Origin of the sequence: Flavobacterium sp. (genome assembly GCF_036515215.1) — a bacterium.
Classification (GTDB): Bacteria; Bacteroidota; Bacteroidia; order Flavobacteriales; family Flavobacteriaceae; genus Flavobacterium.
Genome location: NZ_DATBVQ010000062.1, coordinates 1 through 14,725 on the forward strand (window position 1 = coordinate 1; position 14,725 = coordinate 14,725).

General features: G+C 37.9%; 16 protein-coding genes. 15 read left to right on the plus strand and 1 reads right to left on the minus strand.

What is annotated here, in order from left to right; all coding sequences use genetic code 11:
- Positions 1–1,563, minus strand: a 1,563-nt coding sequence (locus VIH09_RS04735) for an LTA synthase family protein (RefSeq protein WP_331578412.1), incomplete at its 3' end; no start/stop codon positions are given.
- 191 nt (positions 1,564–1,754) lie between these two features.
- Between VIH09_RS04735 and VIH09_RS04740 the strand changes: the two genes are divergently transcribed.
- From VIH09_RS04740 to VIH09_RS04810, 15 genes are all read left to right on the plus strand, one after another.
- Complete coding sequence (locus VIH09_RS04740; RefSeq protein ID WP_331578414.1) at positions 1,755–2,030, plus strand: thioredoxin family protein; 276 nt, start codon at positions 1,755–1,757, stop codon at positions 2,028–2,030.
- Positions 2,015–2,188 carry a hypothetical protein gene (locus VIH09_RS04745; RefSeq protein WP_331578416.1) on the plus strand — a complete coding sequence of 58 codons (174 nt, stop codon included), beginning with the start codon at positions 2,015–2,017 and terminating at the stop codon, positions 2,186–2,188. The genes VIH09_RS04740 and VIH09_RS04745 overlap by 16 nt, the downstream gene beginning before the upstream one ends.
- A 50-nt stretch (positions 2,189–2,238) precedes the next feature.
- Complete coding sequence (locus VIH09_RS04750) at positions 2,239–2,472, plus strand: ATP-binding protein (protein WP_331578418.1); 234 nt, start codon at positions 2,239–2,241, stop codon at positions 2,470–2,472.
- A gap of 140 nt (positions 2,473–2,612) precedes the next feature.
- Positions 2,613–3,731 (plus strand): VIT1/CCC1 transporter family protein, encoded by a 1,119-nt coding sequence (locus VIH09_RS04755; protein WP_331578420.1) that lies wholly within the window; start codon positions 2,613–2,615, stop codon positions 3,729–3,731.
- Between the two features lie 91 nt (positions 3,732–3,822).
- A complete protein-coding gene (locus VIH09_RS04760) occupies positions 3,823–4,335 on the plus strand; it encodes a DUF2231 domain-containing protein (RefSeq protein WP_331578422.1) in 513 nt (170 codons plus the stop codon).
- A 298-nt stretch (positions 4,336–4,633) separates the two neighbouring features.
- Entirely contained in the window at positions 4,634–5,491 is an 858-nt protein-coding gene (hisG, locus tag VIH09_RS04765; protein WP_331578424.1) for an ATP phosphoribosyltransferase, read from the plus strand.
- A gap of 105 nt (positions 5,492–5,596) precedes the next feature.
- Positions 5,597–6,889 carry a histidinol dehydrogenase gene (gene hisD, locus VIH09_RS04770; RefSeq protein WP_331578426.1) on the plus strand — a complete coding sequence of 431 codons (1,293 nt, stop codon included), beginning with the start codon at positions 5,597–5,599 and terminating at the stop codon, positions 6,887–6,889.
- Entirely contained in the window at positions 6,879–7,931 is a 1,053-nt protein-coding gene (gene hisC / locus VIH09_RS04775) for a histidinol-phosphate transaminase (RefSeq protein ID WP_331578428.1), read from the plus strand. Before hisD ends, hisC begins: the two co-directional genes overlap by 11 nt.
- A gap of 19 nt (positions 7,932–7,950) precedes the next feature.
- Complete coding sequence (gene hisB, locus VIH09_RS04780; RefSeq protein ID WP_331578430.1) at positions 7,951–9,087, plus strand: bifunctional histidinol-phosphatase/imidazoleglycerol-phosphate dehydratase HisB; 1,137 nt, start codon at positions 7,951–7,953, stop codon at positions 9,085–9,087.
- Between the two features lie 81 nt (positions 9,088–9,168).
- The gene (hisH, locus tag VIH09_RS04785) at positions 9,169–9,756 is read left to right on the plus strand and encodes an imidazole glycerol phosphate synthase subunit HisH (RefSeq protein WP_331578432.1); all 588 of its coding nucleotides are present in this window, start codon (positions 9,169–9,171) and stop codon (positions 9,754–9,756) included.
- Between the two features lie 56 nt (positions 9,757–9,812).
- Positions 9,813–10,535, plus strand: a complete 723-nt coding sequence (hisA, locus tag VIH09_RS04790) for a 1-(5-phosphoribosyl)-5-[(5-phosphoribosylamino)methylideneamino]imidazole-4-carboxamide isomerase (RefSeq protein ID WP_331578434.1) — start codon at positions 9,813–9,815, stop codon at positions 10,533–10,535.
- A gap of 47 nt (positions 10,536–10,582) precedes the next feature.
- Complete coding sequence (hisF, locus tag VIH09_RS04795) at positions 10,583–11,338, plus strand: imidazole glycerol phosphate synthase subunit HisF (protein WP_331578435.1); 756 nt, start codon at positions 10,583–10,585, stop codon at positions 11,336–11,338.
- Positions 11,339–11,417: 79 nt separating this feature from the next.
- Positions 11,418–12,017 (plus strand): bifunctional phosphoribosyl-AMP cyclohydrolase/phosphoribosyl-ATP diphosphatase HisIE, encoded by a 600-nt coding sequence (gene hisIE, locus VIH09_RS04800; RefSeq protein ID WP_331578437.1) that lies wholly within the window; start codon positions 11,418–11,420, stop codon positions 12,015–12,017.
- Positions 12,018–12,153: 136 nt separating this feature from the next.
- A complete protein-coding gene (locus VIH09_RS04805) occupies positions 12,154–13,290 on the plus strand; it encodes an alpha/beta hydrolase (protein ID WP_331578439.1) in 1,137 nt (378 codons plus the stop codon).
- Positions 13,291–14,721, plus strand: coding sequence for a leucyl aminopeptidase family protein (locus VIH09_RS04810; protein WP_331578441.1), 1,431 nt, complete (start codon positions 13,291–13,293; stop codon positions 14,719–14,721).
- Positions 14,722–14,725: the final 4 nt, after the last annotated feature.

Sequence of the window (14,725 nt, forward strand, 5' to 3'; positions counted from 1 at the left end):
GGCAAAATCGGTATATTTCACGCCGCCATCTCTGGATTTGGCATCTCCCGGAATATCAATTTTATCGTTGGGATAGGTGAACGGCCTGTGATTGCTGACCGTCATAATGTGGTTAAAGAAAGGTTTGTTTCCTTTTGCTTCTGAATTCATCACCTTAATCGCTTTGTTGTACATGTCTTCATCGCAAACTCCCCATATATTGTCAAAAGTGATTTCTTTTGGTGTAAATGATTTTTTGTCTACAATATCATAGCCGTTACCGGAAAAGAAATCTTCCATGTTGTCAAAAAAAGCATCCCCGCCATAAAGGTATTTTACATTGTATCCCTTTTGGTTGAATACGTGTCCTGTTGAAAATTTGTCCTTGTTGTCTTTCCTTTTTACAACGCTTTCCCCTGCGGTGGGTGGCAAACATAAAGTTACTGCCTCAAGACCTCGTACTGTCCTATTTCCCGAGGCGTAGAAATTGGTGAATACTAAACTTTGGGTAGCCAAACTATCTAAAAACGGTGTTAAATCTTGGTTATTCCCGTACATTTTCATGAAATCGGCGCTGTAGCTTTCAATAGTAATTAAAACTACATTCTTGTGGTTTTCGGCTGTGTCGCCTTTTATGTACCTTAAAGGCGATTCGCCCGAGATGTATGGTATTTGCTGGCCCAATAATGTATAAACTTCTTTTTCGGGTAGTGTTTTATAAAACTTGAAATAATCCAACTCGCTATTCATAAATGCCAAATAGAACTTGTAAACTCCGTTTGCCTGCAACTCATTAGAAAAAATATTTTGCGAATTTTCTTTGTTTGCCAATGATGGAATTGCAAAAAGAGAAAATCCAAATAACACGAAATACAATGCTGAAATTTTGATTTTTTCAACAAAAGTAGGAATGCTTTCGACATAATTTCTCGTTCCTTTCAATATAAAGTAAGTGACAATTCCGGCTATCAGAAACAACCCGGAGAATAGAGGAATTACAGGATAAGACTGCATTATGTTGCCAATGACCTCATTGGTATAAACCAAATAATTAACGGCAATAAAATTATATTTCACCCCAAATTCGTTCCAGAAAAAATATTCGCTGATGGCGTTTTGCAAAATCAAAACAACAAACAGGAACATCACAAAAGTAAAAAGCCAAAATCTAATTTTGCTTCGGTATTTCGGCAGAAAAAGTAGTAAGCCAAATAAAAACGTTTTGATTCCCACGAAGATTAAACCAATTTTTGGCAATGCGCCTCCATATTCATTAAGTATTGATTTTCCCGAAAAGATATATAACAGCAGTGCCACTAGTAAGCCGAAGATGATATACCCATATGGTTTTAAATACTTCGAATTTGATATAAAAATAAGGTACAGCCACAAAAATCCGCTAGCGAGTATAAAAACAAAAATATCGGAAACTAAACCTAGGCTGAAGATTTTTATTGCATCTATCCATGTAAACGTAGTCTGGGTAATAGGATGGAAGAGAAGAACTATCCTTAATATAAAGCTTACCACTACGTAGAAAATGGTCAGGTTATAAAAAGGCGATAACTTTTTTAAAAAGGACATACGCTTTTTTTGTAAAATTAGGTAATATGTTAGGATGGGCTGCTAATTTGCTGTGTTATATATTCTTAATTTTCGCTTAAGAACAATTTGTTTTACCAGAGCAAGTGGCGACCATTTGAGTTGTGTTTGTTGAATATTTCAGTACTAAATTAGTGATAAAAAGTTCTTTATAAAATTTAAAATAAAATTGAATGAAAAATAAAATGGCATTCTTACTATTGTTGATCGCAGTAGTAGGGTATTCCAAAAACTGGAAAACTGATTTCAGCCAAGCTGCAACTGAGGCCATAGCCCAAAACAAGCCAATTATATTGGTTTTTTCGGGTTCGGATTGGTGCGCTCCTTGTATAAAATTGGATAAAACCATTGACAATCAGAAACATTCAAAGAATATGCAGCAGCAAATTATATCCTCGAGAGAGCTGATTTCCCTAAATGGAAACAAAATCAATTGGCAGAGGAATTAAGGAACCAGAATCAAATTCTAGCGGAAAAATACAATCAGGAAGGGATTTTTCCATTGGTAGTTGTTTTGGATGGAAAAGGAAAAGTATTAGGGAAAACGAGTTATAAAAATGTGACTCCGAAAGAATATATTGGCACACTTAATTCCTTCTTAAAATGAATAATTGATGCGAAGATCAGCTTTATTAGTGTGTTTATTAACTTTTATGTTTGCCTTCCTTTGAAATGACCGTAGTTGCCAAGGATATGTCCCAAGCGGACAGCTATATTGACATTGCTGTAGCCGAAACGTCCCCGAATATCCCGGAAATTAAAGGGACAGGATTGGGTTTATCTATTGCCAAAAGGATTTGTGATATTTTGAATATTGAGATTGGAATATCAAGTAAGGAAAATATAGACGCAAGTAAAATTAAATGCAAACTCATAAAATCACATTTATAGATCCCGATCGAATTCAGAGTCATAGAACATTGTGATTGTACTTGTTAAAAATTTCGTATTTTTATTCAGTAATGAACATCTAATTGAAGTAAATATTTCGAAAAAATATATTTTCTAATAAATGGAACAACAAATCTATAATGGACATAAATAAGTTAAAAGGGCAATTACAAACAGAAGTGGACGCCGCTTTTTTGTACGAAAGTATTGCAGCCATTCAAACAGACGATAATTTAGTACGTGTATTGCATGGTCTGGGTGAGATTGAAAAAGGACATGCAAAGCATATGCTTGATAAAGTGATGGGTTCAGAACCTAATTATACAATGCCATTACCGTCATCAAGAGCTAAGCTCCAGTTGAAATTAGGGAAGGTTTTTGGTTACGGATCCATAATCAGCAGTTTGTCCAATATTGAGAAACAATTTGCAGTCAATGCCATAAAAAACAAAATAGAAAGCGGGGAAAAACCAACCGGTTTTGAACACAATCATCTCAAAATAATAGAAGCGGTTAATGACAATGCGGCTTTTAATGTTTCGGGAGGGTTTTTGTCGAAATTTGAAAGCCGACATAAATCCGTTGGCGGCAATGCATTACGGGCGGCCGTTTTGGGATCTAATGATGGATTAGTGTCCAATATGAGTTTGGTGATGGGTGTTGCGGGAGCGGCCATGTCAAACAACACGATTTTGTTGACTGGAATTGCGGGCTTGATGGCTGGAGCCATTTCGATGGCCTTGGGGGAATGGCTATCTGTACAAAGTTCGAGGGAATTAAACCAGCGCCAAATTGATTTGGAAACCGAAGAACTGCAGTCTTCACCCGAAGAAGAAAAAAAAGAGCTGGTTTTGTTGTACCAGGCAAAAGGAATGAGCATCGAAGAGGCTAAAAAATTGGCCGAGAAAGCATTCGAAAACCCTGAAACGGCAATAGACGCCATAATTAAAGAAGAACTGGGAATAGACAAAGAAGAATTAGGCGGATCGGCCTGGGAAGCGGCAATTGCCTCTTTCATACTTTTTTCCATAGGTGCTATCATTCCTCTCTATCCATTTATATTTTTAGATGGAAAAAATGCTATTTTATTAAGTGTAGGGAGTAGTGTTGTTGGGCTCTTTGGTATCGGTGCGGCCATTACCTTGCTAACAGGAAAAAGTGTTTTATTTTCGGGTTTTAGACAAGTATTTTTCGGATTGGCTGCGGCTGCCGTAACCTATGGCATTGGTTCTTTGATTGGGGTTTCCTTGGCTGGATGAAAATAAATAATGAAGTTCAATAAACAGTTTTGAATAGGATTGCATATAATTATCTAAAAGTATTTTTTTTAACCTTAAATAAATTTATAACATGAACGATGCGCACTTACACCTTGTGGTAAATCACTTTCCAATAATAGTGACTTTTTTGGGATTTGGGATTTTGGTCACTGGAATGTTTTTAAAGAATAATTCGGTAAAAAACACGGCTTATGTCTTATTTGTTGTTGGCGCTCTTTTTGCTTTGGCTAGCATGGCTACAGGAGAAGGAGCAGAAGAGCTGGTGGAAGACATGCCTGATATAGGAAAAAAAATAATCCATGAGCATGAAGAACTGGCTGAGAAATTGGCTTTGGTATTGTATGCAACGGGTATTTTTAGTTTGCTGTCACTATATACCTCAATTAAAAAAAACAAATTTGCCAAAGCACTATCGTATATCACATTGATTCTTTCCCTAGCTGCTTCATTTTTAGCAACTAAAGTAGGGAATTCTGGTGGTGAGATACGCCATACGGAGATCAGGGCAGAAAGTGCTGATTCAATAATTAAAGGTACCGGCGCTACCAAAAGTGAAAGTATGGATGCAGACGAAACAGATTAAAAATCAAATAGCAAGCAGATATTTAACAACAAACCTGTGTTAAGTTAAATTTAAAATGGCATAGTGAATGAAATATCACGTATATTTGCATCAGAAATTAAATTTCTAAAAAAATAACACACTTATGTTTACAATACAATTACATCACCATCATTTTCATTATTGCTCTCAAGCGAAGTGTTAATGGTATGTGTGTAAATCATCATATTTTAAAACCCGTTTGAGTACTCAAACGGGTTTTTTATTGCCTAACTTTTGTACTCAGACATACATAACAAGAAAACTAAAAACAAAAAAAATGAGTACATTAAAAATTGCAATTCAAAAATCAGGACGTTTAAACGAGGAAAGTATCCAAATTCTAAAAGACTGCGGAATTTCCATCAACAATGGAATCGATCAATTAAAGGCCGAAGCGTCAAACTTTCCATTAGAGGTTTTATATTTAAGAAATTCGGATATTCCCCAGTATTTGATTGATGGTGTAGTAGATATCGCCATTGTAGGAGATAACCTTTTGGTTGAAAAAGGAAAGGAAATTCAAGTAATACAAAAACTGGGTTTTTCAAAATGCAAGGTTTCTGTTGCAGTCCCAAAAACTTTCGAATACAATTCCGTAAAAGACTTGGATGGGTTACGTATTGCCACTTCTTATCCTAATACCGTTAACGAGTATTTTAATTCATTTGGCGTGACCGTTGATATCCACCAAATATCAGGTTCTGTAGAGATTGCACCAAATATAGGGCTTGCGGATGCCATAGTAGACATCGTGTCAAGCGGAAGTACCTTATTCAAAAACAATTTAAAGGAGGTTGAAATCATACTTAAGAGCGAAGCTGTTTTGGCGGTCTCCCCAAAAGTGACTCCTGGTGTCCAAAAACTAATCGACACTCTAAAATTCAGAATTGAATCGGTGTTAAGAGCAAGAAAATCAAAATACATTTTGATGAACGTGCCTAACGATAAAATTGAAGCAGTGGGGAAAATCCTTCCAGTTTTGCGCAGTCTCACGGTATTGCCTTTGGCACAAGAAGGTTGGAGCAGTGTACACTCGGTAATTGACAAAGATTCTTTTTGGGATGTAATCGACCAATTGAAAGAGGCTGGAGCCGAAGGGATTCTGGTTTGCCCAATTGAAAAAATGGTACTTTAAATAAATTATTAAGTATCAATTATGAGTCTACAAAACTTAATTGATTGATACTTTTGCGAACTTTGCGAATACCCTTTGCAATATTTGCGGTTAAACCACTAGACAATGAATAAAATAGACAACCCAAAACCGGAAACATGGGCAGCGATATTGGAACGACCAACGAAAACTGTTGATGATATCGAACTTACCGTGAAAGAAATTTTCAAGGAAGTTCAAAAAAAAGGGGATACTGCTATCGCAAAATATACCTCTATTTTTGACGGAGTGAGTTTTGAAAACTTGGAAGTTTCGAACGAAGAAATCGAATCGGCTATAGCCGCAGTTTCAGGGGAACTAAAGGAAGCTATCCGGCTAGCAAAAAGCAATATAGAGAAATTCCACGCCGCCCAAAAAACAGATCGCGTAGCCGTTGAAACTGCTGAAGGCGTAAATTGCTGGCAAGAAAAAAGACCTATTCAAAAAATTGGTTTGTACATTCCGGGGGGAACAGCTCCCTTGTTTTCTACGGTTTTAATGTTGGCGGTTCCAGCCGCGATTGCTGGTTGCAAAGAAATTATATTGTGTTCGCCTCCTGATAAAAAGGGAAATATAAATCCGGCCATTTTGTATGCAGCAAATTTATGTGGTGTTACTAAGATTATAAAAGTTGGAGGAATCCAAGCGATTGCAGGTCTTACTTTTGGAACCGAAACGATACCGAAAGTGTATAAGATTTTTGGACCCGGAAATCAATTCGTAACAGTGGCCAAACAATTGGCAACACAGTTTGGCGTGGCCATAGACATGCCCGCAGGTCCTTCAGAATTATTGATTGTTGCCGATGACACCGCCATTCCCGCTTTTGTGGCATCAGATCTATTATCTCAAGCAGAGCATGGAACAGACAGCCAAGTAATTCTGGTTTCGACATCAAAAAAACTGATTGATGCCGTTGAAGAAGAAGTTCAAATTCAACTGGAACAATTGCCTAGAAAAGCTATTGCCGAAAAGGCAATTTCAAATTCGAAGTTGATTTTTGTTGAGAATGATAAAATAGCATTGGAATTAATTAATGAATACGGACCTGAACACTTTATAATCTGTACTGCTTCGGACGATTTTTATTGTGATGGAATCGAAAATGCAGGTTCCGTTTTTATTGGAAATTATACCCCCGAAAGCGCAGGTGACTATGCCTCGGGAACCAATCACACTTTGCCTACAAACGGTTACGCAAAGAACTATAGTGGAGTGAATTTGGATAGTTTTACTAAAGCGATGACTTTTCAAAAAATAACCAAAACGGGAATCAGAAATATAGGTAAAGCCATTGAGATTATGGCCGAAGCAGAAGGCTTGCAAGCACACAAAAATGCGGTTACATTACGTTTAAAAGCGATTGAAGATGAAAAATAATTTTGATATAAATAATTTGGTACGTGAAAATGTACTGAAGATGAAGCCTTATTCCTCAGCCAGGGATGAGTTTAAAGATTTTGATACAGCCGAAATGATATTTTTGGACGCCAATGAGAATCCATTTGAAAATGGGGTAAATCGGTATCCAGATCCACAACAAAGCGGTGTTAAGGTAGTTTTGGCAAAACAAAGAAACCTCCAAACCAATCAGGTTTTATTAGGAAACGGAAGCGACGAAGTATTGGATCTGTTGTTCAGAGCATTTTGCGAGCCAAAAGTAGACAATGTGATTACGTTGCCACCCACTTATGGGATGTATGGTGTTTTGGCAAATATTAATGCTGTTGAGAATAGAGAAGTGCTGCTTTCTGAAGATTTTCAACCTGAAGTTGGTGCAATTTTGGATGCGGTTGATGACAACACAAAAATGATCTTTTTGTGTTCCCCGAACAACCCCACGGGAAATTCTTTTTCAGATGAAAGCATAGTAACATTACTTCAAAATTTTAGCGGCTTGGTGGTGATAGATGAGGCGTATATCGATTTTTCCAAGAAACAAAGTTGGATGAATGAACTGGATGAATATCCCAATTTGATTGTGACACAAACCCTTTCAAAAGCCTATGGTTTGGCTGGAATTCGTATGGGGATTTGCTACGCTTCAAGTGCGGTAATTGGTATTTTGAATAAAATCAAACCGCCCTATAACGTTAATGAATTGACGCAAAAAAGAGCATTGGAGAGATTAGCGGATAAAGAAAAAATACAATTGGAGATTGACTCAATTATAATACAAAGAGAGGATTTACTTAAAGTATTACATCAAGTAAAGTTTGTCAATAAAATTTATCCTACCGAAGCCAACTTTGTGTTGATTAAAGTGGATGATGCCAATAGGAGATATGATGAATTGATCGCCAAAGGGATCGTAATCAGGAATAGAACGACACAGCCATTATGCGAAAATTGTTTGCGTTTGACTGTTGGAACGGCAGAAGAAAATAGAAGATTAATGGATGCACTATTAGCGATTAGCTAATTTTCAAAAGAAATATAAAATGAAAAAAGTACTTTTTATCGATCGTGACGGAACGATTGTTCTGGAACCGGAAAATTTGCAATTGGACAGTTTGGATAAACTGGAATTTTACCCGAAATCATTTCAATACTTGGCTAAAATAGCCAATGAATTGGATTATGAACTGGTAATGGTGACTAACCAAGATGGATTAGGAACAGAAAGTTTTCCTGAAGACACGTTTTGGCCTACGCAAAACTTCATTTTGAGAGCGTTCGAAAACGAAGGTGTTCTTTTCGACGACATATTTGTGGATCGTTCTTTTCCGGAAGACAACGCACCCACTCGTAAGCCCAGAACGGGAATGCTGACCAAGTATATCGATAATCCTGATTATGATTTGGTAAATTCTTTTGTTTTGGGTGATCGATTGACTGACGTCGAGTTGGCCAAAAATCTTGGCGCAAAAGCCATTTTTGTGAATACGACTGACGGTGCTGGAAGTGCTGAAATCGCTTCAAAAAGGGAGGAACTGGATTCGTTCATCAGTTTGCAAAGTACGGACTGGAAAGTCATTTATGAGTTTCTTAAATTGGAAGCACGTTCCGCAACTATTTCGAGAAAAACGAATGAAACGGATATATTTATCAATTTAAATCTGGATGGAACCGGAAAAAGCAAAATCGAAACCGGAATTGCTTTTTTTGACCATATGCTCGACCAAATTGCACGTCATGGACAAATGGACCTAGAAATCCTTGTAAAAGGTGATTTAGAAGTGGATGAACACCACACCATTGAAGACACGGCGATCGCCCTAGGCGAAGTTTTCGCCAAAGCATTGGGGAATAAACTTGGAATAGAGCGTTATGGTTTTTGTTTACCAATGGATGATTGCTTAGCACAAGTAGCCATTGACTTTGGAGGCAGAAATTGGTTGGTTTGGGAAACCGAATTCAAGCGCGAAATGGTAGGGAAAATGCCGACGGAGATGTTCTTACATTTCTTCAAATCATTCTCTGACGGCGCAAAAGCGAATATCAACATCAAAGCCGAAGGACAAAACGAGCACCACAAAATTGAAGCGATTTTTAAGGCTTTCGCCAAAGCGATTAAGGTAGCCGTCAAACGCGACACCGAAAAGATGATTTTGCCGAGTACGAAGGGGATGCTTTAAAAAAGTGGTTTCAAGTTTAAAGTTTCAGGTTATCACAAAACAACTTTAAACTTTAAACTTGAAACATGAAACAATTTAGAAATGAAAATAGTTATCATAAATTACGGAGCGGGAAATATTCAAAGCATTATGTTTGCTATCGAAAGACTAGGATATAAAGCCGTTTTGAGCAATATTCCCGAAGTGATAAAAGCAGCGGATAAGGTTATTTTTCCTGGAGTCGGCGAGGCAAGCTCGGCGATGGAGATGCTTTTGGAAAGCGGTCTTGACACTTTGATTCCCACCTTGAAGCAACCGGTTTTGGGAATCTGTTTGGGCATGCAACTGATGTGCAACAGATCTGAGGAAGGGAATACAAAAGGCTTAGGTATTTTTGATGTAGATGTGATTAAGTTTACGCCAAAAGTAAAAGTACCACAAATGGGTTGGAACAACATTTACAATCTCAAATCCGATTTATTTAAAGGGGTTAATGAAAATGAATATATGTATTTGGTACATAGTTTTTACGTGCCCTTGTGCACTGAAGCGATTGCGACTACTAATTACGAAGTGGAATATGCCTCGGCATTGAAAAAGGACAATTTTTACGGCACCCAATTTCACCCGGAAAAAAGCGGCGATGTGGGTGAGAAAATTCTAGGGAATTTCCTTGAATTGAATGATTAAAAAATTAAGTGGAGTCTTTACGACTTGTAACTTTCAAACTTTAAGACTTTTATAAAATGAGAATAATACCAGCGATAGATATCATAGAAGGGAAATGTGTTCGCCTGTCAAAAGGGGATTACAACACCAAGATAATATACAATGAAAATCCGCTGGAAGTGGCGAAATCATTTGAAGCGCACGGAATAGAATATTTGCATTTGGTTGATTTAGATGGGGCCAAATCGAGCCAGATTGTCAATTACAAAATATTGGAACAAATCGCGACCCAAACCAAATTGAAAATTGATTTTGGCGGCGGCTTGAAATCGGATGTCGACTTGAAAATTGCTTTTGAAAGCGGGGCAAACCAAATCACGGGCGGAAGTATTGCCGTCAAAAATAGAACGATATTCGAAAAATGGATAGCCGAATATGGTGCTGATAAAATCATTTTGGGCGCGGATGCCAATAATGAAAAGGTGGCCGTTTCAGGTTGGCTAGAAGAGTCAAATGAAGATTTGGTCCCATTTATTCAAGACTATCAAAACAAAGGAATCCAATACGTAATTTGCACTGACATTGCAAAGGACGGTATGCTGGAAGGGCCCTCTTTTGATTTGTATGTGAAAATCTTGGCCGAAGCTAAAGGAATTAAATTGATTGCCTCTGGGGGGATTTCAACATTCGATGAACTACCAAAATTAGCCGAATTAGGCTGCGAAGGAACAATCATTGGGAAAGCGATTTATGAAGGACGGATTTCGCTGAAACAATTGGAACAATATATTATTGCATAGGTAGAGATGCACTGCAGTGCATCTTTATAGAATAAAAAACACAAAAAATGCTCACAAAAAGAATCATACCCTGCCTTGACATTAAAAACGGAAGAACCGTAAAAGGCGTTAATTTTGTAGATTTACGGGACGCGGGCGATCCGGTGGAATTGGCAAAAATATATTCGGACGAAGGCGCTGACGAATTGGTTTTTCTGGATATTTCAGCAACGGAAGAGCAAAGAAAAACCTTGGTTGACTTGGTTCGAAAAGTGGCTTCAACCATCAATATCCCGTTTACCGTAGGTGGTGGCATTTCATCTGTTGAAGACGTTGCCATTTTACTGCAAAACGGAGCCGATAAGGTTTCCATCAATTCGTCGGCGGTAAAAAATCCGCAGTTGATCAATGATTTGGCACAGAAATTCGGAAGCCAATGTGTGGTAGTTGCAATCGATGCGAAACAGATTAACGGACAATGGGTCGTACATTTGGTTGGCGGAAAGGTACCTACCGAATTGAACCTGTTTGACTGGGCGAAAGAAGTGGAGGAGAGAGGTGCAGGTGAAATTTTGTTTACCTCGATGGATAATGACGGTACTAAAAACGGTTTTGCCAATGAAGCTCTGGCTAAATTATCAACATTGGTAAATATCCCAATAATAGCATCGGGTGGTGCGGGAAACATACAACATTTTGTTGATACATTTATGAAAGGAAAAGCAGACGCAGCTTTGGCGGCAAGCGTATTTCACTTTAAAGAAATTGAAATTAGGACCTTGAAACAAGAATTGAAGAACAATAATATTGAAGTTAGAATATAGAGTTGAGAATAAACAAAATAGAGAAAAGAGTTCAGATTCTTAAATCTTATAATTTTTCAATCATTAAATAAAATAAAAAATGAATATAGATTTTTCAAAAAATACGGACGGATTAATTCCAGCGATCATACAAGACAGTGAAACCAAAACGGTTTTAATGCTGGGTTACATGAATGCCGAAGCGTATCAGAAAACGGTCGATACCCAAAAAGTGACTTTTTATAGCCGCACCAAAAAAAGACTTTGGACAAAAGGGGAGGAAAGCGGAAACTTTCTGAATTTGGTTGACATAAAAAATGATTGCGACAATGACACTTTATTGATCCAGGTAAAACCTGTTGGGCCAACTTGTCACAAGGGAACAGATACTTGCTGGTCGACCGATAATAAACAGGACTATGGCTTTATTTCAGCATTGGAGGACACTATCGAACTTCGAAAAAACAATGCCGATTCCGAAAAAAGTTATGTGGCTTCACTGTTCAAATTAGGGATGAACAAAATCGCGCAAAAAGTAGGTGAGGAAGCGGTCGAAGTGGTTATAGAAGCCAAAGATGACAATGACGATTTGTTTCTAAGCGAAAGCGCAGATTTGCTTTTCCATTACCTTATACTGCTTCAAGCCAAAGGATTCAAGATTAATGATGTTGTTGGGGTGCTAAAAAGCCGTCAAAAATAGAAAGCTTTACTTGTTAATAATAGTCCAGAAACCCCAATAGCGAATTGATTTGCCATTGGGGTTTCATTTTTCTTTTTTATCATAGGACAATCCCTTATATTTACTTTTTATATTAAAAAAATACCACAATACATTTATGAATTTTGATGATGAAACGCTCACTAAAGATTTAAATCATACCATCATAAAAACAGGACTCCATTTCATACTAACCACTGATGAAGATGATTCACGTCCGGTATACCTGTCGGGCAATTTTAACCGATGGCGTACACAAGACAAAGAGTTTATGATGGAGAAAATTGGAACAGGTTTGTATCACTACAAATTTGGGCACGATTTTGATTATCCGGAAACTCTGATGTATAAATTCACGAAGGGAGATTGGAGTGAAGTGGAAATTGACAGCGCCGGTAACCGTACCGAAAACCGATCAACGAAGAAACACACCGGAATTCAGAACGAACATGTGGGTAGGTGGCGAAAAAACTGGCTGCCTTTTAGACGAAGTTTCTTACCGCAGGTGATGCTAATATCTGATGCTTTTGAAATCCCGCAACTCAATAAAACCCGTAAAGTATGGGCTTTACTTCCGCACGATTATGATAGTTCAGAGGAAAGATATCCTGTTATGTATTTGCAAGACGCGCAAAATTTATTTAACGAAAATGCCGGATACGGAAATTGGGAAATTGACAAGAAACTGGCTGTGATGTCTGAATACCAGATAGGTAAAATCATTGTTATTGCGATAGAACATGCCGAAGAAGATCGTTTGAAAGAATATAATGTTGGGAAGACGGTATTAGGCAAAGGACAAGGTAAAAAATATATTCGTTTTGTTACGGAAACCTTGAAACCCTTTGTCGACAGCAATTTTAGAACAAAAGTTGATAGGCAAAACACAGGTATTGGAGGCAGTTCCATGGGCGGACTAATCAGTATTTTCAGTGGATTGCGCTATCCGGAAGTATTTGGGAAACTAATGATTTTTTCACCCTCATTATGGGTTAAGCCGGATCTGAAAATCAAAGTGGACGATGCGAATAACATTGACACTAAAATTTATTTGTATGCCGGTGGCGACGAAAGCGAAACGATGATTGACCATGTAAAAAATTTTAAAAGCCGGATGCTTTCTAGTGAATTTGTAAAAGACAAGCTGAAAATTAATTTAAGCATTAATAAACTTGGGAAACACAACGAAACCTATTGGAGTGACGAATTCCCCAAAGCAATCGAATGGCTGTTTTTTAACACTAAAGACAATTAAATGAAAACAAAAAAAATTGACAACCTAAAAAAATTTTCGGGAACAGTTTTGGTTCCGGTTTTTGAAACTAGCGCAAAGAACCTGATTCCGATAACATTTGATGATGTGGAAGTTTCTTCCAAGGTTTTTTATGGAAAAAAAGACACTCATTATTTAGCCGAAAAAAGCGACAACACCTTTATTTTTATAGGCTTGGGTAAGTCAATCGATTATAAATCTTTAAAAACGATCTTTCGCAGGATAGCATCCAAGGAAAAAGAAACTTTTGCTAAAAGCGTCGCATTGTCGCTGCCCTCAGAATTCAGTAACGAGCAGGTTGAGGCCACTATTTCAGGTTTGCTGCTGGGAACTTACAGTTTGGGTCATTTCAAAAAGCAGGAAAATCATCCATTTTTAAATCCTGATTTTGAGTTGGACATTTTGTCTTCAAAGGATCATGCCGCTTCGATAAACAAAGCCGTAAAAATTGCACGGGCACAACTGGAGACCCTTTCTCTTGTTGATTTGCCGCCCAACAGGGTCACACCAAAATATTTGGCAAAATGGGCCTTGGATAAAGGTAAAAAATATGGATTCGATGTCGAAGTTCTGGGTTTGGATGCCTGCAAAATAGAAGGCTTGGGTGCGTTTTTGGCTGTCGGGAAAGGCAGTGAAAATGAACCGCAATTCGTAATTATGAAATATAGCCCGAAAGAGGGAACAGCTGCTTTAAAACATGTTGGACTTGTGGGAAAAGGAATCACCTTTGATACGGGAGGTTTGAATATAAAAACATCAGGTATGGTTCATATGAAATGTGATATGGCCGGTGGTGGCGCCGTATTCGGTGCTATGCAACTGATAGCTGATCTTCAATTGCCTATAAAAGTAACGGCGATTGTTCCCTGTGCCGAGAATTCAGTAGACAGTAAGTCATTTTTGCCCAGCGATGTAATTCAAAGTTATAGCGGAAATTCAATTGAAATTATTGATACCGATGCCGAAGGTCGTCTTGTTTTGGCTGACGGATTGTCCTATTTAATTAAAAATTACAAGCCACAATATATAGTTGATATTGCGACATTAACGGGAAGCAGTGTCGGAACTCTAGGATATGAATGCGGCGCTTTGTTTACCAATAACGATTCGATTTCAAAGAAACTACAAGAAGTGGGAGATTCCATCGGGGAGCGCTTATGGCAATTGCCGCTTTGGGATGTTTATAAACAAGATATTGAAAGTGATATCGCCGACGTAAAGAATTACAGCGGCAAACCTGTCGCAGGAGCCATAAGTGCGGCTAAATTTCTGGAATATTTCACTGAAGAACATCCAGCGTGGGCACATCTTGATGTTGCAGGCGTGGCTTTTGGCGATGACGAATTTGCCAAAAGCAAACATGCCACAGCTTATGGTGTACATCTATTAACCAAATTCATCGAAAATTTATAAGCTT

Excerpts from the sequence above, each read along its gene's own strand:
- hisA (WP_331578434.1), top strand. The coding sequence starts at position 9,813 with ATGAGAATAATACCAGCGATAGATATCATAGAAGGGAAATGTGTTCGC.
- VIH09_RS04810 (WP_331578441.1), top strand. The coding sequence starts at position 13,291 with ATGAAAACAAAAAAAATTGACAACCTAAAAAAATTTTCGGGAACAGTT.
- hisD (WP_331578426.1), top strand. The coding sequence starts at position 5,597 with ATGAATAAAATAGACAACCCAAAACCGGAAACATGGGCAGCGATATTG.
- hisC (WP_331578428.1), top strand. The coding sequence starts at position 6,879 with ATGAAAAATAATTTTGATATAAATAATTTGGTACGTGAAAATGTACTG.
- hisH (WP_331578432.1), top strand. The coding sequence starts at position 9,169 with ATGAAAATAGTTATCATAAATTACGGAGCGGGAAATATTCAAAGCATT.
- hisF (WP_331578435.1), top strand. The coding sequence starts at position 10,583 with ATGCTCACAAAAAGAATCATACCCTGCCTTGACATTAAAAACGGAAGA.
- hisB (WP_331578430.1), top strand. The coding sequence starts at position 7,951 with ATGAAAAAAGTACTTTTTATCGATCGTGACGGAACGATTGTTCTGGAA.
- VIH09_RS04805 (WP_331578439.1), top strand. The coding sequence starts at position 12,154 with ATGAATTTTGATGATGAAACGCTCACTAAAGATTTAAATCATACCATC.
- hisG (WP_331578424.1), top strand. The coding sequence starts at position 4,634 with ATGAGTACATTAAAAATTGCAATTCAAAAATCAGGACGTTTAAACGAG.
- VIH09_RS04740 (WP_331578414.1), top strand. The coding sequence starts at position 1,755 with ATGAAAAATAAAATGGCATTCTTACTATTGTTGATCGCAGTAGTAGGG.
- VIH09_RS04760 (WP_331578422.1), top strand. The coding sequence starts at position 3,823 with ATGAACGATGCGCACTTACACCTTGTGGTAAATCACTTTCCAATAATA.
- hisIE (WP_331578437.1), top strand. The coding sequence starts at position 11,418 with ATGAATATAGATTTTTCAAAAAATACGGACGGATTAATTCCAGCGATC.
- VIH09_RS04755 (WP_331578420.1), top strand. The coding sequence starts at position 2,613 with ATGGACATAAATAAGTTAAAAGGGCAATTACAAACAGAAGTGGACGCC.